Source organism: Streptomyces sp. NPDC111628 (genome assembly GCF_055635195.1).
Genome location: NZ_JBVKBZ010000001.1, coordinates 1582498 through 1608217 on the forward strand (window position 1 = coordinate 1582498; position 25720 = coordinate 1608217).

Consider the following 25720-nt stretch of genomic DNA (forward strand, 5'->3'; position numbering starts at 1 on the left):
CGGCCCGTAGATCTTCAGACTTCGAGAGAGATTCCGGAATCATGGCGAACTACACCGCCGCCGACGTCAAGAAGCTCCGTGAGCTCACCGGCGCCGGCATGATGGACTGCAAGAAGGCGCTGGACGAGGCCGAGGGCAACGTCGAGAAGGCCGTCGAGGCGCTCCGCATCAAGGGCCAGAAGGGCGTCGCCAAGCGCGAGGGCCGCTCTGCCGAGAACGGCGCCGTCGTCTCGATCATCGCCGACGACAACACCTCGGGTGTCATCGTCGAGCTGAAGTGCGAGACGGACTTCGTCGCCAAGGGCGAGAAGTTCCAGAACGTCGCCACGGCCATCGCCGAGCACGTCGCCAAGGCTGCCCCGGCCGACCTCGAGGCCCTGCTGGCCTCCCAGATCGAGCCCGGCAAGACCGTCCAGGCCTACGTGGACGAGGCCAACGCCAACCTCGGCGAGAAGATCGTCCTGGACCGCTTCGCCCAGTTCTCCGGCGGCTACGTGACCGCGTACATGCACCGCACGATGCCCGACCTGCCCCCGCAGATCGGTGTCCTCGTCGAGCTGGACAAGCCGAACGCCGAGGTCGCCAAGGGCGTCGCCCAGCACATCGCCGCCTTCGCGCCGAAGTACCTCTCCAAGGAGGACGTCCCGGCCGAGGTCGTCGAGAGCGAGCGCCGCGTCGCCGAGGAGACCACCCGCGCCGAGGGCAAGCCCGAGGCCGCCCTGCCGAAGATCGTCGAGGGTCGCCTCAACGGCTTCTTCAAGGACGCCACCCTGCTCGGCCAGCCCTACGCCCTGGACAACAAGAAGTCCGTCCAGAAGGTGCTGGAAGAGGCCGGTGTCAGCCTGAAGCGCTTCTCGCGCATCAAGGTCGGCATCTGAGTCCGTACCGCGACGGACGCGCGACCCCGGTAGGGTCGACGCAAGTCGTCGGCGCCGTACGCGCATGCCGTGGCGCACGCGCGCGCGGCGGCGGACGACAGCAGATCTGACGAGGAGGCCATTGCCGCGTACGGGATGCGAAAAACGCCCCCACCGGCAGTGGCCTTCTTCGTGTGTGTGACCCAGTAGAAGAGGCGAGACTCCATGAGCACCAAGGCCGAGAAGAGCGACGACGGCAAAGTAAGCGGCCGCTTCATGCTGAAGCTGTCCGGAGAGGCGTTCTCCGGCGGTGGAGGCCTGGGCGTCGACCCCGACGTGGTGCACGCCATCGCCCGCGAGATCGCGGCCGTCGTCCGGGACGGCGCACAGATCGCGATCGTCATCGGCGGCGGCAACTTCTTCCGCGGCGCCGAGCTGCAGGTGCGCGGCATGGACCGCGCCCGTTCCGACTACATGGGCATGCTCGGCACCGTGATGAACTGCCTGGCCCTCCAGGACTTCCTGGAGAAGGAGGGCGTCGACTGCCGCGTGCAGACCGCCATCACCATGGGCCAGGTCGCCGAGCCCTACATCCCGCTGCGCGCCGTGCGCCACCTGGAGAAGGGCCGTGTGGTCATCTTCGGCGCCGGAATGGGCATGCCCTACTTCTCCACCGACACCACCGCCGCCCAGCGCGCCCTCGAGATCGACGCCGAGGCCCTGCTCATGGGCAAGAACGGCGTGGACGGGGTCTACGACTCCGACCCCAAGACCAACCCGGACGCCGTGAAGTTCGACGCGCTCGGCTACGGCGAGGTCATCACCCGCGACCTGAAGGTCGCCGACGCCACGGCCGTCACGCTCTGCCGCGACAACAGCCTTCCGATCGTGGTCTTCGAGCTGCTGAAGGAGGGCAATATCGCCCGCGCCGTCAAGGGTGAGAAGATCGGCACGCTTGTGGGTGACCAGGGCAGCCGGGACTGACCGGAGAACACCCCCCGTCCGCGGACGCCACCTGTCCGGGGGACGGACGGGACGGGGCCGGACCGGGGGATGGACAATGTCCCGCCGGTCGGGAACCGTGCAGGAAGAACGCGACGCAGCCGGCCGCCGCCCCCAGGGAACCGCAGCCGGGCCTACTCAAGACACGCAGGAGCAAGTGGTGATCGAAGAGACCCTCCTCGAGGCCGAGGAGAAGATGGAGAAGGCCGTCGTGGTCGCCAAGGAGGACTTCGCCGCGATTCGCACCGGCCGTGCGCACCCGGCGATGTTCAACAAGATCGTGGCCGACTACTACGGCGCGCCGACGCCGATCAACCAGCTGGCCTCGTTCTCCGTGCCCGAGCCGCGCATGGCCGTGGTGACCCCCTTCGACAAGACGGCCCTGCGCAACATCGAGCAGGCGATCCGCGACTCCGACCTGGGCGTCAACCCGAGCAACGACGGCAACATCATCCGGGTGGTGTTCCCCGAGCTGACCGAGGAGCGCCGCCGCGAGTACATCAAGGTCGCCAAGAGCAAGGGCGAGGACGCCAAGGTCTCGATCCGCTCCGTGCGCCGCAAGGCCAAGGACGCCATCGACAAGATGGTCAAGGACGGCGAGGTCGGCGAGGACGAGGGCCGCCGTGCGGAGAAGGAGCTCGACGACACCACCGCCAAGTACGTCGCACAGGTGGACGAGCTCCTGAAGCACAAGGAAGCGGAGCTGCTCGAGGTCTGATGAACGACTCTTCCTGGGGAGCGCCGCCACAAGCCGGGTACTGGGGGCCGTCCGACCAGGGACCCGTCCAGGGCGCCGGCCCGGCGGGTCCCGCGTACGATGCGCACTACGCGCAGCAGACTCGCCCCATGCCCATCGTGCCCGACGTACCCGAACACGGCGGTGACCAGGACGACGACCAGGGGACCGCTCGGCTGAGCGGTCCCTTGTTCCGGGACGAGCCGTTCCACGACCAGCCCGTTCGCGACGAGCCGTACCGCGACCAGAACCCGTCGGCGCAGCCGTATGCGGCGGTGCCGCAGAATCCGGAGCCCATGCCCGACGCCCCGCAGCCGGCGCCGTCCCAGCCGCCGCCGCAGAAGAAGAGCGCGGGGCGTGACCTGGGTGCGGCGATAGGGGTCGGCGTCGGCCTCGGCGTGGTGATCGTCGCGTCGCTGTTCGTCGTCAAGGCGGTCTTCGTCGGTGTGATCGCGGTTGCCGTCGTGGTGGGCCTGTGGGAGCTGACCAAGCGGCTGGAGGAGCGCAAGGGCATCAAGGCGCCCCTCGTACCGCTCGCGATCGGCGGCGCGGCGATGGTGGTCGCCGGCTACGCGCGCGGCGCCGAGGGCGCGTGGGTCGCCATGGCCCTCACCGCGCTCGCGGTCCTCGTGTGGCGGATGACGGAGCCGCCCGAGGGCTACCTCAAGGACGTCACGGCAGGCCTCTTCGCCGCGTTCTACGTGCCGTTCCTGGCCACGTTCGTCGCCATGATGCTGGCGGCCGACGACGGTGCCTGGCGCGTGCTCGTCTTCCTGATACTGACGGTCGTCAGCGACACCGGGGCCTACGCCGTCGGCTGGCGCTTCGGCAAGAAGAAGCTCGCCCCGCGCATCAGCCCCGGCAAGACCCGCGAGGGCCTGCTGGGAGCGGTCGCGTTCGCGATGGCGGCGGGCGCGCTGTGCATGCAGTTCCTGATCGACGACGGCACCTGGTGGCAGGGCCTGCTGCTCGGCCTCGTGGTCGCCGTCAGTGCCACCCTGGGCGACCTCGGCGAGTCCATGATCAAGCGAGACCTCGGCATCAAGGACATGGGCACCCTCCTGCCGGGCCACGGCGGCATCATGGACCGCCTGGACTCCCTGCTCCCGACGGCACCGGTGGCGTGGCTGCTGCTGGTGATCTTCGTCGGGTCGGGTTGACAGCCATCCGGTAGCATGGGAAGGGCCTGCGGCTTCTGCTGCGGGCCCTTCCGTGTTCCCCGCTGTCGCGGGGGTGTCCCCGTGAGGTCTCCTGGCTCCGGCACGGCCCTGCCGTTGTCCCCGCAGACGCGGGGGGTTGCCACAGGCCCGCCGTCATGAGGAGTTGTCCGACCGTGGCCCGTCCAGCCCCCGGTGAGCTGATCTTTGCCGCACCCCGCGGAGCGAAGCGGCCGCCGCGGCACCTTGCCGATCTCACGCCTGCCGAGCGCAAGGAGGCTGTCGCCGCGATCGGTGAGAAGCCGTTCCGTGCGAAGCAGCTCTCGCAGCACTACTTCGCGCGGTACGCGCACGCCCCCGAGCAGTGGACCGACATCCCCGCCGGTTCGCGCGAGGGGCTGCGGGAAGCGTTGCTGCCCGAGCTGATGACGGTCGTGCGGCACCTGTCGACCGACCAGGGGACCACGCGCAAGACGCTGTGGAAGCTGTTCGACGGGACGCTCGTCGAGTCGGTGCTCATGCGCTACCCGGACCGGGTGACCATGTGCATCAGCTCCCAGGCCGGCTGCGGCATGAACTGCCCGTTCTGCGCCACCGGCCAGGCCGGCCTGGACCGCAACCTGTCGACCGCCGAGATCGTGCACCAGATCGTGGACGGCATGCGGGCGCTCAGGGACGGCGAGGTCCCGGGAGGCCCCGCGCGGCTCAGCAACATCGTGTTCATGGGCATGGGCGAGCCCCTCGCCAACTACAACCGGGTCGTGGGCGCCATCCGCCGGCTCACCGACCCCGAGCCCGACGGGCTGGGACTCTCCCAGCGCGGGATCACCGTCTCCACGGTCGGTCTCGTCCCCGCGATCCACCGCTTCACCGGCGAGGGCTTCAAGTGCCGCCTCGCCATCTCCCTGCACGCCCCCGACGACGAGCTGCGCGACACCCTCGTCCCCGTCAACACGCGGTGGAAGGTGCGCGAGGTGCTGGACGCCGGGTTCGAGTACGCGGCGAAGTCCGGGCGCCGGCTGTCCATCGAGTACGCGCTGATCCGCGACATCAACGACCAGGCCTGGCGCGGCGACCGGCTCGGGCGGCTGCTCAGGGGCAAGCCCGTGCACGTCAACCTGATCCCGCTCAACCCCACGCCCGGCTCCAAGTGGACCGCGTCCCGGCCCGAGGACGAGAAGGCGTTCGTCGAGGCCATCGCGGCGCACGGTGTGCCGGTGACGATCCGGGACACCCGTGGGCAGGAGATCGACGGGGCGTGTGGTCAGCTCGCCGCGAGCGAGCGGTAACCTGACCGGCGGCAGTACTGATTCAAGTCATCACATCTTCATATTCCGACAGGGGAGCGCCACAGCGCTGAGAGTGCGGCACCGGCCGCAGACCCTCCGAACCTGGCCCAGGTCATTCTGGGTAGGGAGATCGGTCACCACTCGAGCTGTTGCGCCCTGCCCGGGACCCTCGCCAGGGGTTCCGGGCGGGGCCGCGTCTTCTCCTGGTCACCCAGGAGGAATTCAGTGAGCATCACCAAGAAGGTCAGTGTCCTGGCCGTCGGACTCGGCATGGTCGGCACGCTGGCCGCCTGCGGATCGTCCGACGACGGCGGCGACGGCAGCGGCTCCGGCGGCTCCAGGACCGTGACCCTGGTCAGCCACGACTCGTGGGCCGCGTCCAAGGACGTCATCGCCGCCTTCGAGAAGAACTCCGGCTACAAGGTCAAGGTCCTGGAGGACGGCGACGCCGGGCAGGCCGTGAACAAGGCCATCCTCACCAAGGACAACCCGCAGGGCGACGTCTTCTTCGGCGTCGACAACACGCTGCTGTCCCGCGCCCTCGACAACGGCCTGTTCCAGCCGTATGAGGCCAAGGGGTCCGACCAGGTCCGGCCCGAGTACCGGGCCGACCTGGACAAGCACCGGGTCACGCCCGTCGACACCGGCGACATCTGCGTCAACTACGACAAGGCGTACTTCAGCCGGCACAAGCTGACCCCGCCCAAGACCCTCGACGACCTGGTCAAGCCCGAGTACAAGGACCTGCTCGTCACCGAGAACGCGGGCAGCTCCTCGCCCGGCCTCGGCTTCCTGCTCGGCACCGCCGCCAAGTACGGCGACGGGGGCTGGGAGGGCTACTGGAAGAAGCTCAAGGCGAACGGCGTCAAGGTCGTCGACAGCTGGGAGCAGGCCTACAACGAGGAGTTCTCCGGCTCGGCCGGCGGCAAGAAGGCCAAGGGCGACCGTCCGCTCGTCGTGTCCTACGCCTCCTCCCCGCCCGTCGAGGTCGTCTACGCCGACCCGCAGCCGGCCACCGCCCCCACGGGTGTCGCCGACGGCACCTGCTTCCGCCAGGTCGAGTACGCGGGTCTGCTCAGCAACGCCAAGAACCCCGAGGGAGGCAAGGCGCTCCTCGACTTCCTGCTGAGCCAGAGCTTCCAGGAGGACATGCCGCTGAACATGTTCGTCTACCCGGTGCGGGAGGGCGCGCAGGTCCCCGAGGTGTTCTCGAAGTTCGGGCCGCAGGCGAAGGACCCGCAGACCCTCGACCCGGCGAAGATCGCCGACAACCGCGACCAGTGGGTCAAGTCGTGGACCTCGCTCGTACTGAAGTGAGCCGGGACGGCAAGCAGCCGGTGAGGTCGGGGCGGACCGCGCGCGGGAGCGCGGCTCGGCTCGGCCTCATGGCCCTGCCCGTCGCGTTCTTCGCGGTGTTCTTCGCCTACCCCGTCGCCGCCATCGTCGCGCGCGGCCTGGAGGTCGACGGGGTCTGGCAGCTCGGGCGGATCGGGGACGTGCTCGCGCAGTCCGACGTGCGGCACGTGCTGTGGTTCACCACCTGGCAGGCGCTGGCGTCCACCGGGCTCACGCTGCTCGTCGCGCTGCCCGGCGCGTACGTCTTCGCCCGCCTCGACTTCCCCGGCAAGCAGGTCCTGCGGGCCGTGGTGACCGTGCCGTTCGTGCTGCCGACGGTCGTCGTCGGTACGGCGTTCCTGGCGCTGGTCGGGCGCGGCGGGCTGCTCGACGAGCTGTGGGGTCTGCGCCTGGACACCACGGTGTGGGCGATCCTGCTCGCGCACGTCTTCTTCAACTACGCCGTCGTCGTCCGCACCGTCGGCGGACTGTGGTCGCAGCTCGACCCGCGGCAGGAGGAGGCCGCCCGGATGCTCGGCGCCTCGCGGACCCGGGCCTGGACGCAGGTCACCCTGCCCGCGCTGGCGCCCGCCGTGGCCGCCGCCGCGCTGATGGTCTTCCTGTTCACCTTCACCTCCTTCGGCGTCGTCCAGATCCTCGGCGGGCCCACCTTCTCCACCCTGGAGGTGGAGATCTACCGCCAGACCTCGCAGGTCTTCGACCTGTCCACGGCCGCCGTCCTGACGCTGATCCAGTTCGCGGCGGTCGTCGCCGTCCTCGCGGTGCACGCCTGGACGGTGCGGCGGCGGGAGACGGCGCTGCGGCTCGTGGACGCGGCCACGACCGCGCGCCGGCCGCGCGGAGCCGGACAGTGGGCGCTGCTCGCCGGCGTCCTGGGCGTCATCGCCGTCCTGCTGGTGCTGCCGCTGGCGGTACTGGTCCAGCGGTCGCTGGGCGCGTCCGGCTTCGGCTACTACCGGGCGCTGACCCGCGAGGACGGCGGCGCCTTCCTCGTCCCGCCGATCGAGGCGATCGGCAACTCCCTCCAGTACGCCGTCGCCGCCACCGTCATCGCCGTCGTGATCGGCGCGCTGGCCGCGACCGCGCTCACCCGGCGCGACGCGGGCCGTTTCGTGCGCGGGTTCGACGCGCTGCTGATGCTGCCGCTCGGGGTGTCGGCCGTGACGGTCGGGTTCGGGTTCCTGATCGCGCTGGACGAACCGCCGCTGGACCTCAGGTCCTCCTGGATCCTGGTGCCGCTCGCGCAGGCGCTGGTGGGCGTCCCGTTCGTCGTACGGACCATGCTGCCGGTGCTGCGGGCGGTGGACGGACGGCTGCGGGAGGCGGCCGCGGTGCTGGGCGCGTCGCCGTGGCGGGTGTGGCGGGAGGTGGATCTGCCCATGGTGCGGCGTGCGCTGCTGGTCGCGGCCGGGTTCGCCTTCGCCGTGTCGCTGGGGGAGTTCGGCGCGACCGTGTTCATCGCACGGCCCGACAACCCGACGCTGCCGGTCGCCGTGGCGCGCCTGCTGGGCCGGCCCGGGGACATGAACTACGGCCAGGCGATGGCCCTTTCGACGATTCTGATGCTGGTGTGCGCCATGGCCCTGGTGGTGCTGGAGCGGCTGCGGACCGACCGGAGCGGGGAGTTCTAGACATGGCGCCCAGCCTGTTGAGCCTGGAAGGCGCGACCGTCCGCTTCGGCGGGCGGGCCGTACTCGACGACGTCGGCCTGGGGGTCGCCGAGCACGAGGTGGTGTGCGTGCTCGGGCCCAGCGGCAGCGGCAAGTCGACGCTGCTGCGGGCGGTCGCCGGACTCCAGCCGCTGGACGCCGGGCGGGTGACGCTGGACGGCCGGGACCAGTCCGGGGTGCCCGCGCACAAACGCGAGGTCGGGCTGATGTTCCAGGACCACCAGCTGTTCCCGCAGCGGGACGTGGCCGGAAACATCGCCTTCGGACCGCGGATGCGCGGCGCCTCCCGGGCCGAGCAGCAGACCCGGGTGGCGGAGTTGCTGCACCTGGTCGGACTGCCGGACGCCGCCCGCCGGTCCGTCGCCGCGCTCTCCGGTGGGGAGCAGCAGCGGGTGGCGCTGGCCCGCGCGCTCGCGCCCCGGCCCCGGCTGCTGATGCTGGACGAGCCGCTCGGCCAGCTGGACCGCTCGCTGCGGGAGCGCCTCGTGGTCGAACTGCGGGAGCTGTTCGGGCGGCTGGGCACCACGGTGCTCGCCGTGACGCACGACCAGGGCGAGGCGTTCGCGCTCGCCGACCGGGTCGTGGTGATGCGGGACGGGCGGATCGCCCAGTCGGGAACGCCCCTGGAGGTGTGGCAGCGGCCGGCGGACGCGTTCGTGGCCCGTTTCCTCGGCTTCGAGAACGTGGCCGAGGCGTCCGTCGTCGGACAGGCCGCGGACACCCCGTGGGGCAAGGTGCCGGTCCCCGAGGACGCCCCGCAGGGCGCGCGGACGGTGCTCGTGCGGCCGGCCGGCGTCCGCGTCGTCCCCGCCGAGGAGGGCCTGCGCTGCACGGTCACGGCCCGCACCTTCCGCGGCACGCACGTCGCCGTGCACCTCCAGCCCGAGGACGCGCCCCGTCTGGAGGCGGCCTGCGCGCTGCGGGCGGCGCCGGAGGTCGGGGCCTCGGTCGGGGTGGAGTTCGACGCGGCGGACGTCGTCGTGCTCGGCCGATCGGACGGTCCCGGGTGATCGTCCGCTCGTAGGGTGACGGCATGACACTCCTCGCACACGACCGGTACTGCGACGAAATCGTTCACCAGGTGACCGGGCTCAGAGCCGTGGTCGGCTCCGGCGCGGACCTGTCCGCCACCGTGCCGACCTGCCCGGACTGGACCCTGGAGGACCTGGTGCGGCACGTGGGCCGGGCCCTGCGCTGGACCGGGCTGATCGTCGGCACGCGCGCCGAGCAGGACGTCCCGGTGGACCGCGCGCCGGGCGCCGAGGGGCCCACGGTCAGCGGGGACGCGGCGGCGCTGGACGCGTGGCTGGCGGAGTCCGGCGAGGTCGTCGCCCGCGCCCTGCGGGAGGCCGGTCCGGACGCGCACGCGTGGTCGTGGGCCGGTCTCGACACGGCGGGGTTCTGGGCGCGGCGGATGACCCATGAACTCGTCGTGCACGGCGCGGACGCGGCACTCGCGGCGGGCCGGCCCCGTCCGGCGGTCCCGCCCGAGGTGGCGGCCGACGCGATCGACGAGTGGCTGGACATCGTGCGGTTCGTGCAGCGGGCCCTGCCCGGCGCCGCGGCGAACGAACTGCGTGCCCCCGGCAGCAGCCTCCACCTGCACGCGACCGACGCCCCGCCGGAGCTGAACGCCGAGTGGATCGTCGAACTGCCCGACGACGGCATCACCTGGCGCCGCGGGCACGAGAAGGCGACGGTGGCGCTGCGCGGCCCGCTCACGGACGTGCTGCTGGCCTTCTACGGCCGGCTGCCGCTGGACGCGCCGGGACTCGAGGTGCTCGGCGATCGCAAGCTGCTCGAACTCTGGCTGGAGAAGGCGACGTTCGGCTGACACGACGGTGGCCCGCCCCGGAACGGGACGGGCCACCGCCGTGAACGGGTCGGCGCGGGCGTCAGCTGTTGCTGTTCGCTCCGCGACGGCGCAGGCCGAAGAAGACGGCGCCGCCACCGACGACGACCAGCGCCGCCGCGATACCGGCGATCATGCCGGTGTTGGAGTTGGCGCCGGTCTCGGCGAGGTTGGAGTCACCGGCCGCCGGGGACGGGGCGTTGTCGTTCGGCACGGCCGCCGGGGCGGTGCTCTCCGACTGCGACGGCGCGGGGGCCGACGTGGACGGCTCGGGCGCCGGCGACTCCGTCTCGTCGGACGGGGTCGAGGAGCTCTCCGACGGGGTCGGGGTCGGAGTGTCCTCGGTCTTGCAGGGGGTCGACGGGGTCGTCACGTCCGGCTTGATGTACTCGTCGACGTACCTGTCGGCCTTGACGTGGACGCGGTACTCCGTGTTCGGCTTCCAGTCCACGGCGAAGGAGACGGTGGTGCCCTCCTTCGAGCCCTTGACCGTCTCCTGGCCGACCTGCTCGCCGGAGCTCTTCAGGGAGACGGTGACGGTGGCCGGGATGCCGGCGGGGTCCACGTCGGTGACGGTGATGACACCGTTGTCGCCGTCGCACTTGGCTTCGGCGGAGAACTCGCTGATGTTGCAGGCGAGGGCGTTGCCTGAGGCGCTGAGCGCCAGGGCCGCGGAGGCGGCGACGACGCCGAGGGCGCGGACGCCCCGGCGGGATGCCGTGCGGCTGATTATGGACAGGACTGCCACGTTTGTCCTTTACGGGAGCGCGGATGCGGGGGGTGAAGAGGGTGCCGACGCTCGATGACGCGGCATCAGCACACCCATGAGCCTCACTGGTCTATAAGCGGGGCGTAAGAAGTGTCAACGCATATGCCCGCCCCAGCCGTTGACTTTGCCGTCTTATTAACCGCCGATACGTTTCAGTGCCTCGGGAGCCTCATCAATCCGGCCAACAAGCGCGATTCGGGACTCCATCGTCCGCCCCTTCGCGAGCGTCTGCAGCAGCGGCCACGCCGGCAGCGTCCGGGTCCAGTGCTCACGGTCCACCAGCACCATCGGCGTGGGCTCGCCGCGCGATTCGTAGTAGTTCGGCGTCGCGTTGTCGAAGATCTCCTGCAGGGTGCCGGCCGCGCCCGGCAGGTACACCACGCCCGCGGTGGAGCGGGCCAGCAGGCCGTCCTCGCGCGTGGCGTTGGCGAAGTACTTGGCGATGTGCCCGGCGAACGCGTTGGGCGGCTCGTGGCCGTAGAACCAGGTCGGGATGCCGATCGAGGCGCCGCCGCCGGGCCAGCGCTCGCGCACCTCGAACGCGGACCGGGCCCAGTCGGCGATCGACGGCGCGAACGACGGGACCTTGGCGAGCAGCATCAGGGCGTCGTCCAGCATCCCGTCGTCGAACGGGGCGGCGTACGCGCCGAGGTTCGCCGCCTCCATCGCGCCCGGACCCCCGCCCGTGGCCACCGTGAGCCCGGCGCGGGCCAGCTCACGGCCCAGGCGTGCGGCGCCCGCGTACTCCGCGGTGCCGCGGGCCATGGCGTGACCGCCCATGACGCCCACCACCCGGGCGCCTGCGACGAGTTCGTCCAGCGCGTCCGACACGGCGTCGTCGTGGATCGCGCGCAGCATGGAGGCGAACACGTCACCGTCGGCCTTGGTCTGCTGGAACCAGTCGTAGGCGAGGGCGTCCGGTGTCGCCCCGTAGTCCTCGTCGAGGCGGGCGTAGAGCTCGTCGGGGGAGTAGAGGCGCCCCCGGTAGGGGTCGAAGGGCAGGCCCGGTATGGGCGGGAAGACCAGGGCGCCGGCGGCGCGCACCGTGGCGGCGGCGCCGGGGTCCATCGGGCAGCCGAGGAAGACGGCGCCCGTGGGGTCGGAGGCGAGCAGGGCATCCGTACGGCCCGTCAGGTCGACGGCCTGGACGCGGTGATGGGCGAGTGAGCCGGGCGACGAGACGACGCGGTCGAACGCGTCGAGACTCTCGATCTCCCGGTCATGGGAGGCGTGGTGGGACTGGAACTGGGACAGTGACGGCGACCCGTGCGGTGACCGGGCCTTGCGCTGGGCGGGTGTCTGATCGGGTGTCGGATCCACCCGCCCATGCTAGGCACGGCGCCCGGATCAGCCCTGAACCGCTGCCGGGTCCATCCACACGACCTCGAAGGTGTGGCCGTCGACGTCGTCGAAGGCCCGGCCGTACATGAAGCCGTGGTCCTGGGTCTCGCCGGAGACCGAGCCGCCGGCCGCGACCGCCTTGTCCACCAGCTCGTCGACCTTCTCACGGCTCTCGGCGCTGAGCGCGATCAGCACCTCGCTGGACTTCGTCGAGTCCGCGATCTCCTTCTTGGTGAACTCGCGGTACTTCTGCGGCGTGTGCACCATCACGACGATGGTGTCGCTCACCGGGAACGAGGCGGTGCTGTCGTCGCTGAACTGGGCGTTGATCTCCCACCCCAGCCCGGTGAAGAACTCCTTGGAGGCGTCGAGGTCGTTGGTGGCCAGGTTCAGGAAGATCATCTGCTGGTACATGGGGCCTCTCCCGGGTTCGTATGTCGTGCCGTTCGAAGGGGTAGACGCGAAGCGGCCCCGGAACTCATCGCCGTTGCGCGGACTTTCTCGAAAGAGTTTTTGCCGGTCAGTGGTCCAGCGGCAGCGCCGCCAGCACCGCGACGATCAGGACCAGCGGACCGAACAGGACGAGCAGGGCGGCGGCGCGTACCGCGGCGGCGGCGCGCAGGGTCGCCGGGGGCGCGCCGAGTCGCAGCAGGGCGTCCGTGGTGTCGGCGCGGGCGTGCCTGGCCTCCACGGCCGCGGTGAGCAGGGTGGCCACCGTGCAGCCGGCCACCAGGAGGGCGCCCAGGGCGCTGAGCGGGCCGAAGGCCGGTCCGTCTCCGTCGTACACCGTCGTCGCGACGTAGGCCGCTGCGGCTACGGCGGCCACGACGCCGAGGGGGCGGCCGACACGCTGCGACTCCTCCATCAGGACGCGGCCCGCCAGGAGGCGCAGGGCGCCGGGCCGGGCGGCCTGGAGCAGGCGGCCGCACAGGTGGGTGAGGCCCGGGCCGGCCAGGGCGAGGCCCAGGGCGGTGAGGGCCCAGCCGATCAGGACGCCGGCGGACGGGGCGGTGCCGGGGGTGGGGGCGGCTGCCGCGTTGCCGGTGTAGGTCTCGACGGTGAGGCCCGCGGTGAGGATGGCGATGCCCCAGGGGAGGGCGGTGGTGTTCTGGGGGCGAGGGGTCGGCTCGGCCGGGTTGGCGTCCGCGGGGGGCGGGGGAGCGGCGTCCAGCGTCTGCGTGGTGACGTCCGTCGAAGCCGGGGGGTGGGGATCACTCACCTGCGTTCGCAGGGCGCCGCCTGCGCCCACCCGTGCCGCCCCAGCGGCACGACTGCCCGCAGCCACGGCAGCGGGCTGATTGCCCGCAGCCACGGCGGCGGGCTGCGCGGTGCGGGCGCCGAAGCGGCCGTAGGCGCCGAAGGTCTCGCGGGCCTTGCCCCAGCCGTACGCGCCGAAGCGGCCGTAGCCGCGGGGGGCGGCCGCGGCGGGCCGGGGATCGCGGGGCCGCAGCGTGTGGGCCACCGCGGCCGAGGCGAAGGCCGGTACGAGGACCAGCAGGGTCAGGACGGCCGGGGCGGGGAGGGACTGGCCGACGGCCAGGGCGTCGGCCGCCACGCGGTCGGACGGCGGGCGGCCGGTCAGGCTGCCGCGCAGGTACAGGAAGGCGAGCAGGGCCGCCACCGAGCCGAGCGCGGCGGACAGGGCCGTGGTCGTCGCCGAGACGGCCATCAGCCGGCCCGGTCCCAGGCCGATCGCCGACAGTCCCGAGCGGGGCCGGGTGCCCGGATCGGTGCGGGCCACCGCGACCGCGAGGTACACCGCGGCGGCCAGCGGCGCCGCACACCAGGCCAGGCGGAGGGCGGAGGCGCCGGGCGTGTCGGGGTGGCTCAGCGCGTGGCCGAGGGCGCACAGCAGCAGGAAACCCGTGCCCGCCGAGGCCAGCGCGACCAGCAGGCGGCGCAGGTGGACGGCGAGGTGGGCGGTGCGGGTCAGGCGGAGAGCGAGCACGCCGCCCGGCCTTCCGTTCCGGGAGTCCCGGCGGCACCCGTGGCCACCGTGGTCTCGGCGAGCGGCGGCAGGTGCACGGTCCGTACCCGCCGTCCGTCCAGGAGCGCCACCGCGCGGTCCGCCAGGGCGGCGGTCTGCGCGTCGTGCGTGGCGAGCAGGACGGTGATGCCGTGCGAGCGGGCCGCCGTGGTGAGCGTCCGCAGGACGTGGGCGCGGTCGGCGCGGTGCAGGGGGGCCGTCGGTTCGTCGGCGAAGAGCACCGCCGGGGTGACGGCGAGCGCGCGGGCGATGCAGACGCGCTGCCGCTCGGCCTGCTGGAGTTCGTGCGGGCGTCTGCGCGCCTTGCCGCCGACGTCGAGGCGGTCCAGCCACTCCAGGGCGGCGGTCTTGGCCCGGCGCCGTCCGGTGCCGCGCAGCATGAGGGGGAGCGCGGCGTTCTCCCAGGCGTTCAGCTCCGGGACGAGCGCCGGGGCGGGGTCGATCCAGCCGAAGCGGTCGCGGCGCAGCCGTTCGCGGCTCAGCGGCCCCATGGTGTGCACCGGCACGCTGTTGAACCACACCTCGCCGTCCTGGGGCTTGACCAGGCCGGACAGGCACCGCAGCAGGGTGGTCTTGCCGCTGCCGCGCGGGCCGCTCACGGCGAGGATCTCGCCCTCGCGCACGCCGAGCGACACCCCTTGCAGCGCGGGGGAGCCGTCGTGGTGCTGGAAGTGCAGGGCGCGGGCCCAGAGCACGTCGTTGTCCGGCGGGGCCTCCATGGGCGTACACCTCGGTTCTGATCCGTATTTCCCCGGTCCTGTCCCCCTTCCGGGGGAACGAAGGCGGGGCCGATCGGTCACTGGGCACCGTAAGGAGTCGCCGCGGAGGAAGCCGGACAGCACGCGGCCCCGGGCCGCCGTTCTCACTCGAACGGACTGCACCGGGGCCGGTGATGATCCTCTCAGCGGATGATCGGGACGATCAGAGCTTCGTCCACGCCTCCGTCAGCGTGGCCCGCAGGATCTGCTCGATCTCGTCGAAGGTCTCCTGGTTGGAGATCAGCGGCGGGGCGAGCTGGATGACCGGGTCGCCGCGGTCGTCGGCACGGCAGTACAGGCCGTTCTCGAAGAGCTTCTTGGAGAGGAAGCCGTACAGGACGCGCTCGGTCTCCTCCTCGTTGAAGGACTCCTTGGTGTTCTTGTCCTTGACCAGCTCGATTCCGTAGAAGAAGCCGTTGCCGCGGACGTCGCCGACGATCGGCAGGTCGTGCAGCTTCTCCAGGGTGGCGCGGAAGGCGCCCTCGTTGTCCAGCACGTGCTGGTTGAGGCCCTCGCGCGCGAAGAGGTCGAGGTTGGCGATGCCGACCGCGGCGGAGACCGGGTGGCCGCCGAAGGTGTAGCCGTGCAGGAAGGTGTTGTCGCCCTTGTAGAACGGCTCGGCCAGGCGGTCGGAGATGACGCAGGCGCCGATCGGGGAGTAGCCCGAGGTCATGCCCTTGGCGCAGGTGATCATGTCCGGGACGTAGCCGAACTTGTCGCAGGCGAAGGTCGTGCCCAGGCGGCCGAAGGCGCAGATGACCTCGTCCGAGACGAGCAGCACGTCGTACTGGTCGCAGATCTCGCGCACCCGCTGGAAGTAGCCGGGCGGGGGCGGGAAGCAGCCGCCGGCGTTCTGCACGGGCTCCAGGAAGACCGCCGCGACCGTCTCCGGGCCCTCGAACAGGATCTGCTGCTCGATCTGGTCGGCGGCCCAGAGGCCGTAGGCCTCGGGGTCGTCGCCGTGGATCGGGGCGCGGTAGATGTTGGTGTTCGGCACCTTGTGCGCGCCCGGGACGAGCGGCTCGAAGGGGGCCTTCAGCGCGGGCAGGCCGGTGATGGACAGGGCGCCCTGCGGGGTGCCGTGGTAGGCCACCGCGCGGGAGATCACCTTGTACTTGGTGGGCTTGCCGGTCAGCTTGAAGTACTGCTTGGCGAGCTTCCAGGCGGTCTCGACCGCCTCGCCGCCGCCGGTGGTGAAGAAGACCTTGTTGAGGTCGCCGGGGGCCTCGTTCGCCAGCCGCTCGGCCAGCTCGACGGCCTTGGGGTGGGCGTAGGACCACACCGGGAAGAAGGCCAGCTCCTGCGCCTGCTTGGCGGCGGCCTCGGCCAGCTCCGTGCGGCCGTGTCCGGCCTGGACCACGAACAGGCCGGCGAGACCGTCGAGGTAGCGCTTGCCCTTGTCGTCGTAGATGTGGGTGCCCTCACCGCGGACGATGGTGGGGACGGGGGCGTTCTCGTACGACGACATGCGGGTGAAGTGCATCCACAGGTGGTCGTACGCGGTCCGGCTGAGGTCCTTGGGGCTGTCGGTGCTCACGATTATCGGGTTCCCCACATATAGGTCTGCTTCTTGAGCTTCATGTAGACGAAGCTCTCGGTGGAGCGCACACCGGGCACGGCCCGGATGCGTCGGTTGATGACCTCCAGGAGGTGGTCGTCGTCCTCGCAGACGACCTCCACCATCAGGTCGAAGGAGCCCGCGGTCATCACCACGTACTCGCACTCGGACATGGCCGACAGCGCCTCGGCCACCGACTCCACGTCGCCCTCGACGTTGACGCCGACCATCGCCTGGCGCCGGAAGCCCACCGTGAGCGGGTCCGTGACGGCGACGATCTGCATCACGCCCTGGTCGAGCAGCTTCTGGACGCGCTGGCGCACGGCCGCCTCCGACAGGCCCACGGCCTTGCCGATGGCGGCGTACGGCCGGCGGCCGTCCTCCTGGAGCTGCTCGATGATGGCGAGGGAGACGGCGTCCAACTGGGGACCGCCGTTCCTGGACTCGCGGGAGTCCTTCTGGTCTGCGCTTCGACTGGCCACGGCTTCACTGTGCACGACGTATCGACAGTTTCGCAAGGCCGGATCGATGAAATTCGTTGTCTGAGTCGCCTCAATCTGCGGATATCGCAATGCTGAGGGGAGCGGGGGTGTTGAAAACGTCGGCACTCCGTCTAGGGTGGGTGTCTCAGTCAATGGACACCCGAACTTGGAGGGCCGGCAGTGAGCACCGAGCTGCGTCGTCTGCGCAATTACATCGACGGTGAGTTCCGGGACGCCGCCGACGGACGGACCACGGAAGTGGTCAACCCCGCCACGGGCGAGGCGTACGCGACCGCCCCCCTGTCCGGGCAGGCGGACGTCGACGCCGCCATGGCGGCCGCCGCGGCCGCCTTCCCGGCCTGGCGGGACCTGGTCCCGGCCGAGCGGCAGAAGGCCCTGCTGAAGATCGCGGACGCGTTCGAGGAGCGGGCCGAGGAGCTGATCGCGGCCGAGGTGGAGAACACGGGCAAGCCGATCGGGCTGACCCGCTCCGAGGAGATCCCGCCGATGGTCGACCAGATCCGCTTCTTCGCGGGCGCGGCGCGGATGCTGGAGGGCCGTGGCGCCGGCGAGTACATGGAGGGGCTGACCTCCTTCGTGCGCCGCGAGCCGATCGGGGTCTGCGCGCAGGTCGCGCCGTGGAACTACCCGATGATGATGGCCGTGTGGAAGTTCGCCCCGGCCCTCGCCGCGGGCAACACGGTCGTCCTCAAGCCCTCGGACACCACCCCGGCCTCCACCGCCCTGATGGCCGACATCATCGGCTCGATCGTCCCCAAGGGCGTCTTCAACGTCGTCTGCGGCGACCGCGACACGGGCCGCCTGATGGTCGAGCACGAGACTCCGGCGATGGCCTCCATCACCGGTTCGGTGCGGGCCGGCATGTCGGTCGCCGAGTCGGCGTCGAAGGACCTCAAGCGCGTCCACCTGGAGCTGGGCGGCAAGGCCCCGGTCGTGGTCTTCGAGGACACCGACATCCCCAAGGCCGTCGAGGGCATCTCGGAGGCGGGCTACTTCAACGCCGGGCAGGACTGCACCGCCGCCACCCGCGTGCTGGTCCACGAGTCGGTCCACGACGAGTTCGTGAGCGCGCTCGCCAAGGCCGCGTCCGAGATCAAGACCGGTCAGCCGGACGACGAGGACGTGCTGTACGGCCCGCTCAACAACCCGAACCAGCTCAAGCAGGTCTCCGGGTTCATCGAGCGGCTGCCCGCGCACGCCAAGGTCGAGGCGGGCGGCCACCGGGTCGGCGACAAGGGCTACTTCTACGCCCCGACCGTCGTCTCCGGCCTCAAGCAGGACGACGAGATCATCCAGCAGGAGGTCTTCGGCCCGGTCATCACCGTCCAGTCCTTCCGCGACGAGGACCAGGCCGTCGAGTGGGCCAACGGCGTCGAGTACGCGCTGGCCTCCTCGGTGTGGACCAAGGACCACGGCCGCGCGATGCGGATGTCCAAGCGGCTGGACTTCGGCTGCGTGTGGATCAACACCCACATCCCGCTGGTCGCCGAGATGCCGCACGGCGGCTTCAAGAAGTCCGGCTACGGCAAGGACCTGTCGGGGTACGGCTTCGACGACTACACGCGGATCAAGCACGTGATGACGTCGCTGGACATGTGACCGCGGGCGGTGTGCGGACCGCCACCGGTGTGCGCGGCCCCGGACGGACCTTCCCGGTCTCCGTCCGGGGCCGCGGTGCGAGTGCACCGGGGGGTGAACTCCCCGCGCTCGACAGGGTGTCGGGCCTGGCCGGGCCCGCTCGACGCAGCGTCGATTGTCCCGGTCGGCGCGGGCCGGGATCCTCGTGCCATGCCCCTGCTCCCGAAGACGCCCCCGCTTTCCCGTCGTTCCCTGCTGCGCGGCGCGGGCGGTGCCGCCGCGCTCGGTGCGCTCGGAGCCCTGGCCGGCTGCGGTGTCCCCGCCGCGTACGTCGCGCCGGGCGACCGGGCCGCGGCCGACCGGTCCGCCACCGAGCGGCGGCTGACCTGGGCCAACTGGCCGCTGTACATCGACACCGACGCGGAACATCCCGGTCGGCGGCCCACGCTGGCGGCGTTCGAGCGGGAGACGGGCATCTCCGTCGACTACGTCGAGGAGATCAACGACAACGACGAGTTCTTCGGCAAGATCAGCCCGTCCCTGATGAACCACCAGCCCGCCGACCGCGACCTGATCGTCATCAGCGACTGGATGTGCGGGCGGTTCGTACGGCTGGGCTGGGTGCAGGAGATGGACCGCGCCCACCAGCCGAACGTCACCACGTACCTGGATCCGCTGCTGCGTTCGCCCGCCTTCGACCCCGGCCGGAAGTTCACCGTGCCCTGGCAGTCGGGCATCACCGGGATCGCGTACAACCGGCGCAGGCTCGGCCGGGAGATCCGGCACGTCTCCGACCTGTGGGCGGCCGACCTCAAGGGCCGCGTCACCCTGCTGTCCGGCATGGACGAGGCCTTCGCGCTGCTGATGCAGGGCAACGGCGTCGACATCACCGACTGGCGGACGGACGACTTCCATCAGATCTGCGAGCAGGTGGAGCAGCAGGTCGGCAAGGGGCAGATCCGCCGCTTCACCGGGAACGACTACATCAAGGACCTCTCCAGCGGCGACGTCCTCGCCTGCCAGGCCTACTCCGGCGACGTGATCCAGCTCCAGGCGGACGACCCGGACATCGAGTTCGTCGTCCCCGAGGAGGGTGCCGAACTGTGGGCGGAGTCCCTGATGATCCCCGACCTGGCCCGGCACAAGACCAACGCCGAGCGGCTGATCGACCACTACTACCGGCCCGAGGTCGCCGCCGAGCTGGCAGCCTGGGTCAACTACGTCTGCCCGGTCCCCGCCGCCCAGGACGTGCTCGCCTCCTCCGGCGACGAGGAGACCGCCGCCCTGGCCGAGGACCCGCTGATCTTCCCGGACGCGGCGATGCGCGAGCGGCTCGCCATCGCGCGGGACATCGCGGCGGGCGAGCGGGCGGAGTTCGCGAAGCGGTGGAACGGGATCGTCGGCGTGTAGCACACTGATCATGTGATGAATTCATCAGGCGATGAACAGGTGGTCGGTGGCGCGGTCACGCTGGGACTGCTGGCCGCATGGGCCCTGCACGACGTCGAAGAGCTGGCGACCGTGCCGGGCTGGTGGCGACGCAACCTCCCCGCCCTGCGCGAGCGGTACCCGGCCGTGCCGGAGGCCGTGTGGCGGCGGGCCGGTCCGGGCGACGGGCGGGAGTTCGCGGTGGCGGTCGGCGCGATGGCCGCGGTCGTGGCCTCCGCGTCCGTCGCCGGACGGCTGACCGGCGGCCGCTCGGCCACGTATCAGGCCGCACTGGGCGCCTTCGGCCTGCACGGTCTGGTCCACCTCGCGCAGGCGGGGCTGGTGCGCGGATACACGCCCGGGTCGGCGACCTCGCCGCTGATCGTCGTCCCCTTCACCCTCTGGGCCCGCCGTCGCCTGCGCCGCGCCGGTGTCCTGCGCGCCACCCGCCCACGCGATCTCGCCGTGGCGCTGGGCTTCGCGGGGGCGGCGACGGTCGTGGCGCACGGGGTGGCGCGACGGTTGACGGGGCGCGGCGCCTGACGAGGGCGCTACTTCAGCGCGATGCCCGACGGGGACTACTTCAGCTTGGCGCATGACGGGGGCTACTTCAGCGCCGCCATGGTGATCCGGTCGAGGACCGGCTTCGGGCCCGCGCTCTTGGCGTCCGTGGAGTTGACCGAGGAGACGAGGGTGCGGCTCAGGTCGCGGGTGCCGCCGATGACGGCGCTGTAGCCGTAGCGGGAACCCGACTTGCCCCAGAAGACCTCGCCGTCGACTTCCGTGTACTCCAGTCCCGCGCTCCGCTCTGCGCCCGGAACGCCGGCCGGGGTCGTGAACATCTCCTCCAGCTCCGGCTGCGGCACGATCTGCCCCCGGAACAGCCGGGTGAGCAGCTTCTCCAGGTCGGCGGTGGTGGAGATCATGTCGCCCGCCGCCCAGCGGTCCGCCTGGTTCCACTCGGTCACGTCGAGGAGTTCCGTCGTGCCGTCCGGCCGCTCCACCGCCTGGTAGCCGCGGTTGTGCGGGCCCCGGATACGGGGGTCGGTGCCGGGGAAGTACGTGTGCCGCATGCCCGCCGGACGCAGGACCAGGCGCGTGGCGACCGAGGCGTACGAGTGCCCCGTGACCTTCTCGATCAGCAGGCCGAGAATCGTGTAGTTGATGTTCAGGTACTGCTGCCGCGTCCCCGGGGTGAAATCCTCCGGTCCCTTGGCGATCGCCGACACCGCGACCTCCTGCGGGGTGAGGGTCTCGAAACGGTGCGCGTACACCTCCGCGAAGTCCTCGCCGAGACCGTCGCCCGGCTTGACGCCGCTGGTGTGGTTCAGCAGGTGGCGCACGCTGATCGGCTGCCCGAACTCCGGCGTGAACAGGTCGGGGAGGTAGCCCTGGACGGGCGCGTCCAGGTCGATCTCGTCCTGCGCGGCGAGGCGCAGGACGGTGGCGGCGGTGACGACCTTGGTGATCGAACCGGCCCGGAAGCGGGCGTTGGGGAGTGCCGGCCGGTCACCGGTCAGGTCGCGCACGCCCGCGCTGCCGTGCCAGTCGCCGTCCGGGTCGCCGACCCGCACGAGGGCGGCGGTGGCGTGCTGGTTCGGGACGTCGGAGAGGGCGGCGCGCAGTGCCTCCTCGTCCGGCCCGTCCGAGCGGCCCGTTCCGTCCGAGCGGCCCGGCCCCTCCGTTCCGTGTCCGGTGGTGCCGGGAGCGATGTCGGAGGGTGGCGCTGCGAACGCGGGAACCGCCAGCGGGCCGGCGGCGAGGGCGAGCACGAGGGAAGCGGCGAGAGTGGAGGCGGTTCGGGCACGCATCGACTGCTCCAGGGGTTCCGGACGGCAAGGACGGTGATCATCCTCGTCGTGCCGCGAGCCCCGCGGATCCCCTGCGAGGAGGGCACCCGCCCCGAGGCCCGGATCGGGGAAGTCCCCTACAGCCGGCGGGACGTGTGCGGGACCGCCCTTACGGGCGGCGGCCGGAGCCGCCGTCGCGCAGCGCGCACAGTACGTCGATGCGGTTGGTGGTGATCGAGTCGACGCCCACGGCGCGCAGCCGGCGCATGGTGCGGCGGGTGTCGGGGGTCCAGACGGAGAGCAGGAAGCCGTCGCGGTGGACGCGCTCGGCCAGGGCCCGGTCCACCAGTCCGAAGCGGTAGTTGAGCCACCGGGGCCGGACCGCCGCCAGCAGCGCGGGCCGGGGCGGGGCCGCCGTGGTCCAGGTCATGGCGATCTCGGCGGCGGGGTCGGCGGCCCGCACGGCGAGCATGGCGGCGGCGCCCGCGGTGTAGTACACCCGGTCCCGCGCGCCGCACTCGCGGACCACGTCCACGATGCGCCGCACCGCACGCTCGCCCGGACCGCCCGGCAGGTCCAGCATCAGCCGGCTGCCGTCGGTCGCGGCCAGCGCCTCGGCGAGCGTCGGCACGCCGCCCGCCGTCAGCCCGCGCACCTCGTCGGCCGACAGGGAGCGCAGCGGCCGGTCCTGCTGCCACAACCGCTTCAGCGTCTCGTCGTGCAGCAGCACCGGCACCCCGTCCCGGGTGAGGCGTACGTCGGTCTCGACCGCGTCCGCGCCGCGTTCCAGGGCGGAGCGCAGCGAGCCGAGCGTGTTCTCGCGGTGCCGGTAGGGGTCGCCGCGGTGGGCGACGGCGGTCAGGGCGCGCGGGGTGTCCATGGTGGCGGCAACTCTCGGTGGGCGCGGTTCTCAGGAGGCGAGCCAGGCGGCGGTGTACGTGTCGATCTCGTCGGCGATCCGGGCCTTGCCCGGCGCGTCGAGGAAGGAGGCCTCGACCCCGTTCTTCGCGAGGTCGGCGAGGCCGCGCTCGTCGAGGCCGAGGAGCCGGGCGGCGACCGCGTACTCGTTGTTGAGGTCGGTGCCGAACATCGGCGGGTCGTCGGAGTTGATCGTCACCAGGACGCCGGCGCGGGTGAACTCCTTGATCGGGTGCTCGTCCAGGGTGCGCACCGCGCGGGTGGCGATGTTGGAGGTCGGGCACACCTCCAGCGGGATGCGCCGTTCGGCGAGGTGGGCCAGGAGCTTCGGGTCCCGGGCGGAGCTGGTGCCGTGCCCGATGCGTTCGGCGCGCAGGTCGGTGAGGGCGTCCCACACGGTCTGCGGGCCGGTCGTCTCCCCGGCGTGCGGCACCGAGTGCAGGCCCGCGGCGATCGCGCGGTCGAAGTACGGCTTGAACTGCGGGCGGGCCACCCCGATCTCGGGTCCGCCGAGCCCGAAGGAGACCAGGCCCTCCGGGCGCAGCCGGTCGTCGGTGGCCAGCCGCGTCGTCTCCTCGGCGGACTCCAGACCGGCCTCGCCCGGGATGTCGAAGCACCAGCGCAGCACGGTCCCGAACTCGGCCTCGGCCGCCTTGCGGGCGTCCTCGATCGCGTCCATGAAAGCGCCCTCGTCGATGCCGCGCCGGGTGGAGGAGAACGGTGTGACGGTCAGCTCGGCGTACCGCACCTGCTGCCGGGCCATGTCCCGGGCCACCTCGTAGGTCAGCAGCCGGACGTCCTCCGGGGTGCGGATCAGGTCGACCACGGACAGGTACACGTCGATGAAGTGCGCGAAGTCCGTGAACGTGAAGTAGTCGGCCAGTGCCTCGGGGTCGGTGGGGACCTTGGAGTCGGTGTGGCGCGCGGCCAGTTCGGAGACGATGCGCGGGGAGGCGGAGCCGACGTGGTGGACGTGCAGTTCGGCCTTCGGCAGTCCGGCGATGAAGGCGTGCAGGTCGCGCGGGACGTCGGGGTCGACGAGGTGCTCGGTCAAGGGTTCCTCCCCAAGGCGGCGCCCGCGGGCCGCGCGGGGCGGCGGCGGGGCACGGGTGATCGGCTGATCGGTCGTTCGGGGATCATCGTAGGCCGGTCTCACGCCCGGCGGCCCGGGACCGTAGCATGGCGGGCACGAACGACCCGGGGGGACATGACATGACGGACGCGATACGGCCGGAGGGGGAGCCCTCCGGTGGGCACGACCCCTGGGCGCCCCCGGAGAGCGGGCCGTCCCTGGACAAGAACCCCGGTGCGGCTGCCGGGCAGTCGCCGCAGCCGCCCCAGCAGTCCCAGCCGCCCGCCTCGGACGCGCCGCCCCCCTGGCAGCCGCCGCCGGGCGTGCACGACCAGGCCACGGTGACGTCGATGCCCGGTGCCGGGTTCACCGGCCCCGAGTCCGCGGTGCCGCCGCCGCCCGTCGCGCCCGGTGGTGCCGGTGCCCCGGGTGGGTACGGCTACCCCGGATACGGCCAGGGCTACGGCTGGCCCGGCATGCAGATGCCCCCGCAGAACGGGCTCGGCACCGCGTCGATGGTGCTGGGCATCCTCGCCTGCGCGCTGTTCTGCCTGTACGGCGTGGTCTCCCTGGTGCTCGGCATCCTCGCCGTGGTCTTCGGCATCAAGGGCCGCCGGAAGGCGGAGAGCGGCCTGGCCAACAACCACGGGCAGGCGCAGGCCGGGTTCGTCATGGGCATCATCGGCATCGTGCTCGGTGTCGCCGTGATCGTGCTGATCGCCATCGGGATCACCGCCGCGATCAACGAGGACTCGGACTACGACGACCCCTACTACGGCTCCTCGCGCCCCGTGCCCGTCTCCGTGACGGCGGAAAGCTGAGCTCCTCCCCGCAGGGTGCCTCTACGATGTCAAGCTCCAACGAGGGGAGAGCAGTTCATGTCGTACTCCAATCCCGGACCGGGGGACTACGGGCCGCCGCCGCAGCCGGGGCAGCCGCCCGCGGGGGGCTACGCGTACCCGCAGTCCGCGCCCGGGTACGGCTACCCGAACCAGGGGGCCGCGTACCCGGCCGCCCCGCCGGTGGGCTATCCGCAGGGGCCCGGCTACGGCATGCCGATGCAGCCGAGCAACGGCATGGGGACCACGGGACTGGTCCTTGGCATCATCGGCGTGGTGTGCAGCCTGACCTTCTTCCTCTGGTTCTTCGGCGTGATCCTGGGCATCCTCGGAATCATCTTCGGCGCGATCGGCCGGGGCAAGGCAACCCGGGGTGAGGCCACCAACAAGGGCTCCGCGACCGCCGGTCTCGTGCTCGGCATCACGGCCACGGTGATCCTGCCGCTGCTCGGCTTCCTCGCCTTCGCGAGCCTGATGAGCGTCGCCTGAGGCAGGCGCCGGCGGGGGCGGCCCGGGGCCGCCCCCTCAGGTCTTTTCAGACGCCGCCCGCGCGCAGCCGCTCCCTGGCCGCCATCAGGGCGAAGCCCAGCAGATTCGGTCCCCGCCAGCGCTCCGGGTCCACCGCCGCCTCGTCGTCCGCGGCAAGGCCGATGCCCCACACCCGGTCCACGGGGCTCGCCTCCACGAGCACTCTCTCGCCCGTGTTCAGTAGGAACGCCCGCAGCGCCGGGTCCGAGGCGAACTTGTGGACGCTGCCCTCCACCACGATCCGGAAGCGCTCCCGCTCCCACACCGCCTCGTCGAAACCGCGCACGAGCCGGCCCGCCTTCTTCGCCGCTGCGGGATGAGCGGCCGCCAGCACCCGACGCTCGGCCTCCGCGTCCTCGAAGAGCCGGGCCTTGCCCGCCATCATCCAGTGCTCGGCCGTCGCGTACTCCACCCCGGCCACCGTGAACGGCGACGGCCACCACTGGCTCAGACAGCTCGGCCCGAGCCTGCCGTCCGGGAGCGGCCGGTGCCCCCAGAAGCACAGGTACTTGATCCGCGCGCCCGCCGGACCCGTGCGACCAGCGCCTCCCGGCTGTCCGCGCCCCCCACCGCCCCCGCGCTCTCCCGCGCCTCCGCGCTCCGCTCCGCCCCCGTGATCTTCTCCATGCACGCGAGTGTGGCACGCGCCACTGACACTCCGTCCGTCCTTTTCCGTGGCGACTCGACACCTGGTCGACAGATTCCGTCGCGTAACCAAATGGCAACAACGGA

At 71.7% G+C, this 25720-nt stretch carries 24 protein-coding genes, 1 pseudogene and 1 riboswitch; of the genes and pseudogenes, 14 read left to right on the forward strand and 11 right to left on the reverse strand.

Features of this window, described 5'->3' with window-relative positions; all coding sequences use genetic code 11:
- The first annotated feature begins 41 nt into the window (after window positions 1-41).
- The 9 genes from tsf (at window position 42) to ACZ7MF_RS07670 (ending at window position 9901) form a co-directional block, all read left to right on the forward strand.
- Window positions 42-878: a translation elongation factor Ts gene (gene tsf / locus ACZ7MF_RS07630; protein WP_471475064.1), complete on the forward strand. Its 837-nt coding sequence runs from the start codon at window positions 42-44 to the stop codon at window positions 876-878.
- 204 nt (window positions 879-1082) lie between these two features.
- A complete protein-coding gene (gene pyrH, locus ACZ7MF_RS07635; RefSeq protein WP_356862658.1) occupies window positions 1083-1841 on the forward strand; it encodes a UMP kinase in 759 nt (252 codons plus the stop codon).
- 178 nt (window positions 1842-2019) lie between these two features.
- Window positions 2020-2577: a ribosome recycling factor gene (gene frr, locus ACZ7MF_RS07640; protein ID WP_059300879.1), complete on the forward strand. Its 558-nt coding sequence runs from the start codon at window positions 2020-2022 to the stop codon at window positions 2575-2577.
- Window positions 2577-3755, forward strand: a complete 1179-nt coding sequence (locus ACZ7MF_RS07645) for a phosphatidate cytidylyltransferase (RefSeq protein WP_471475065.1) — start codon at window positions 2577-2579, stop codon at window positions 3753-3755. The genes frr and ACZ7MF_RS07645 overlap by 1 nt, the downstream gene beginning before the upstream one ends.
- Before the next feature lie 155 nt (window positions 3756-3910).
- Window positions 3911-5041, forward strand: coding sequence for a dual-specificity RNA methyltransferase RlmN (rlmN, locus tag ACZ7MF_RS07650; protein WP_356862662.1), 1131 nt, complete (start codon window positions 3911-3913; stop codon window positions 5039-5041).
- A gap of 40 nt (window positions 5042-5081) precedes the next feature.
- Window positions 5082-5187, forward strand: a riboswitch (TPP riboswitch).
- Between the two features lie 79 nt (window positions 5188-5266).
- Window positions 5267-6358 carry a thiamine ABC transporter substrate-binding protein gene (locus ACZ7MF_RS07655; RefSeq protein WP_471475067.1) on the forward strand — a complete coding sequence of 364 codons (1092 nt, stop codon included), beginning with the start codon at window positions 5267-5269 and terminating at the stop codon, window positions 6356-6358.
- Window positions 6334-8028, forward strand: a complete 1695-nt coding sequence (locus ACZ7MF_RS07660) for an ABC transporter permease (RefSeq protein WP_471475068.1) — start codon at window positions 6334-6336, stop codon at window positions 8026-8028. Before ACZ7MF_RS07655 ends, ACZ7MF_RS07660 begins: the two co-directional genes overlap by 25 nt.
- Window positions 8029-8030: 2 nt before the next feature.
- Window positions 8031-9077, forward strand: coding sequence for an ABC transporter ATP-binding protein (locus tag ACZ7MF_RS07665; protein WP_471475070.1), 1047 nt, complete (start codon window positions 8031-8033; stop codon window positions 9075-9077).
- A 23-nt stretch (window positions 9078-9100) separates the two neighbouring features.
- On the forward strand, window positions 9101-9901 hold the full coding sequence (locus ACZ7MF_RS07670) for a maleylpyruvate isomerase family mycothiol-dependent enzyme (RefSeq protein ID WP_471475071.1): 801 nt from the start codon (window positions 9101-9103) through the stop codon (window positions 9899-9901).
- A 61-nt stretch (window positions 9902-9962) separates the two neighbouring features.
- On the opposite strand, the gene ACZ7MF_RS07675 is transcribed toward ACZ7MF_RS07670, so the two are convergent.
- The 7 genes from ACZ7MF_RS07675 to ACZ7MF_RS07705 all read right to left on the reverse strand — a co-directional run bounded on the left by ACZ7MF_RS07675 (window position 9963) and on the right by ACZ7MF_RS07705 (window position 16829).
- On the reverse strand, window positions 9963-10667 hold the full coding sequence (locus ACZ7MF_RS07675) for an LAETG motif-containing sortase-dependent surface protein (RefSeq protein ID WP_471475072.1): 705 nt from the start codon (window positions 10665-10667) through the stop codon (window positions 9963-9965).
- Window positions 10668-10823: 156 nt separating this feature from the next.
- Complete coding sequence (locus ACZ7MF_RS07680) at window positions 10824-12008, reverse strand: LOG family protein (protein ID WP_471475073.1); 1185 nt, start codon at window positions 12006-12008, stop codon at window positions 10824-10826.
- A 27-nt stretch (window positions 12009-12035) separates the two neighbouring features.
- The gene (locus ACZ7MF_RS07685; protein ID WP_471475074.1) at window positions 12036-12443 is read right to left on the reverse strand and encodes a VOC family protein; all 408 of its coding nucleotides are present in this window, start codon (window positions 12441-12443) and stop codon (window positions 12036-12038) included.
- Window positions 12444-12549: 106 nt separating this feature from the next.
- Complete coding sequence (locus ACZ7MF_RS07690; protein WP_471475075.1) at window positions 12550-13977, reverse strand: hypothetical protein; 1428 nt, start codon at window positions 13975-13977, stop codon at window positions 12550-12552.
- Window positions 13959-14735 (reverse strand): ABC transporter ATP-binding protein, encoded by a 777-nt coding sequence (locus ACZ7MF_RS07695; RefSeq protein ID WP_356862678.1) that lies wholly within the window; start codon window positions 14733-14735, stop codon window positions 13959-13961. Before ACZ7MF_RS07695 ends, ACZ7MF_RS07690 begins: the two co-directional genes overlap by 19 nt.
- Window positions 14736-14937: 202 nt before the next feature.
- The gene (locus tag ACZ7MF_RS07700; protein ID WP_471475076.1) at window positions 14938-16311 is read right to left on the reverse strand and encodes an aspartate aminotransferase family protein; all 1374 of its coding nucleotides are present in this window, start codon (window positions 16309-16311) and stop codon (window positions 14938-14940) included.
- A 2-nt stretch (window positions 16312-16313) separates the two neighbouring features.
- Complete coding sequence (locus ACZ7MF_RS07705; RefSeq protein WP_003973369.1) at window positions 16314-16829, reverse strand: Lrp/AsnC family transcriptional regulator; 516 nt, start codon at window positions 16827-16829, stop codon at window positions 16314-16316.
- Window positions 16830-16994: 165 nt separating this feature from the next.
- On the opposite strand from ACZ7MF_RS07705, the gene ACZ7MF_RS07710 reads away from it, so the two are divergent.
- From ACZ7MF_RS07710 to ACZ7MF_RS07720, 3 genes are all read left to right on the forward strand, one after another.
- Entirely contained in the window at window positions 16995-18434 is a 1440-nt protein-coding gene (locus tag ACZ7MF_RS07710) for a gamma-aminobutyraldehyde dehydrogenase (protein ID WP_007444926.1), read from the forward strand.
- Window positions 18435-18623: 189 nt separating this feature from the next.
- The gene (locus tag ACZ7MF_RS07715) at window positions 18624-19823 is read left to right on the forward strand and encodes a polyamine ABC transporter substrate-binding protein (protein ID WP_471475078.1); all 1200 of its coding nucleotides are present in this window, start codon (window positions 18624-18626) and stop codon (window positions 19821-19823) included.
- Window positions 19824-19835: 12 nt separating this feature from the next.
- Window positions 19836-20384 (forward strand): HXXEE domain-containing protein, encoded by a 549-nt coding sequence (locus tag ACZ7MF_RS07720; RefSeq protein ID WP_471475079.1) that lies wholly within the window; start codon window positions 19836-19838, stop codon window positions 20382-20384.
- Window positions 20385-20446: 62 nt separating this feature from the next.
- On the opposite strand, the gene ACZ7MF_RS07725 is transcribed toward ACZ7MF_RS07720, so the two are convergent.
- From ACZ7MF_RS07725 to ACZ7MF_RS07735, 3 genes are all read right to left on the reverse strand, one after another.
- The gene (locus tag ACZ7MF_RS07725; RefSeq protein WP_471475080.1) at window positions 20447-21652 is read right to left on the reverse strand and encodes a serine hydrolase domain-containing protein; all 1206 of its coding nucleotides are present in this window, start codon (window positions 21650-21652) and stop codon (window positions 20447-20449) included.
- A gap of 148 nt (window positions 21653-21800) precedes the next feature.
- A complete protein-coding gene (locus ACZ7MF_RS07730; RefSeq protein ID WP_471475082.1) occupies window positions 21801-22511 on the reverse strand; it encodes a glycerophosphodiester phosphodiesterase in 711 nt (236 codons plus the stop codon).
- Window positions 22512-22541: 30 nt separating this feature from the next.
- The gene (locus ACZ7MF_RS07735; RefSeq protein ID WP_471475083.1) at window positions 22542-23705 is read right to left on the reverse strand and encodes an adenosine deaminase; all 1164 of its coding nucleotides are present in this window, start codon (window positions 23703-23705) and stop codon (window positions 22542-22544) included.
- 56 nt (window positions 23706-23761) lie between these two features.
- Between ACZ7MF_RS07735 and ACZ7MF_RS07740 the strand changes: the two genes are divergently transcribed.
- Together ACZ7MF_RS07740 and ACZ7MF_RS07745 are read left to right on the forward strand one after the other, a co-directional pair.
- Entirely contained in the window at window positions 23762-24442 is a 681-nt protein-coding gene (locus ACZ7MF_RS07740; protein WP_471475084.1) for a DUF4190 domain-containing protein, read from the forward strand.
- Window positions 24443-24499: 57 nt separating this feature from the next.
- Complete coding sequence (locus ACZ7MF_RS07745) at window positions 24500-24949, forward strand: DUF4190 domain-containing protein (protein ID WP_356862693.1); 450 nt, start codon at window positions 24500-24502, stop codon at window positions 24947-24949.
- Window positions 24950-24995: 46 nt separating this feature from the next.
- On the opposite strand, the pseudogene ACZ7MF_RS07750 reads toward ACZ7MF_RS07745, so the two are convergent.
- Window positions 24996-25639, reverse strand: a pseudogene (locus ACZ7MF_RS07750) (NADAR family protein).
- Window positions 25640-25720: the final 81 nt, after the last annotated feature.

Coding starts and splice junctions, on each gene's coding strand:
- tsf (WP_471475064.1), top strand. CDS start 42: ATGGCGAACTACACCGCCGCCGACGTCAAGAAGCTCCGTGAGCTCACC.
- pyrH (WP_356862658.1), top strand. CDS start 1,083: ATGAGCACCAAGGCCGAGAAGAGCGACGACGGCAAAGTAAGCGGCCGC.
- ACZ7MF_RS07645 (WP_471475065.1), top strand. CDS start 2,577: ATGAACGACTCTTCCTGGGGAGCGCCGCCACAAGCCGGGTACTGGGGG.
- rlmN (WP_356862662.1), top strand. CDS start 3,911: ATGAGGAGTTGTCCGACCGTGGCCCGTCCAGCCCCCGGTGAGCTGATC.
- ACZ7MF_RS07665 (WP_471475070.1), top strand. CDS start 8,031: ATGGCGCCCAGCCTGTTGAGCCTGGAAGGCGCGACCGTCCGCTTCGGC.
- ACZ7MF_RS07670 (WP_471475071.1), top strand. CDS start 9,101: ATGACACTCCTCGCACACGACCGGTACTGCGACGAAATCGTTCACCAG.
- ACZ7MF_RS07685 (WP_471475074.1), bottom strand. CDS start 12,443: ATGTACCAGCAGATGATCTTCCTGAACCTGGCCACCAACGACCTCGAC.
- ACZ7MF_RS07695 (WP_356862678.1), bottom strand. CDS start 14,735: ATGGAGGCCCCGCCGGACAACGACGTGCTCTGGGCCCGCGCCCTGCAC.
- ACZ7MF_RS07715 (WP_471475078.1), top strand. CDS start 18,624: ATGCCCCTGCTCCCGAAGACGCCCCCGCTTTCCCGTCGTTCCCTGCTG.
- ACZ7MF_RS07725 (WP_471475080.1), bottom strand. CDS start 21,652: ATGCGTGCCCGAACCGCCTCCACTCTCGCCGCTTCCCTCGTGCTCGCC.
- ACZ7MF_RS07730 (WP_471475082.1), bottom strand. CDS start 22,511: ATGGACACCCCGCGCGCCCTGACCGCCGTCGCCCACCGCGGCGACCCC.
- ACZ7MF_RS07740 (WP_471475084.1), top strand. CDS start 23,762: ATGACGGACGCGATACGGCCGGAGGGGGAGCCCTCCGGTGGGCACGAC.
- ACZ7MF_RS07745 (WP_356862693.1), top strand. CDS start 24,500: ATGTCGTACTCCAATCCCGGACCGGGGGACTACGGGCCGCCGCCGCAG.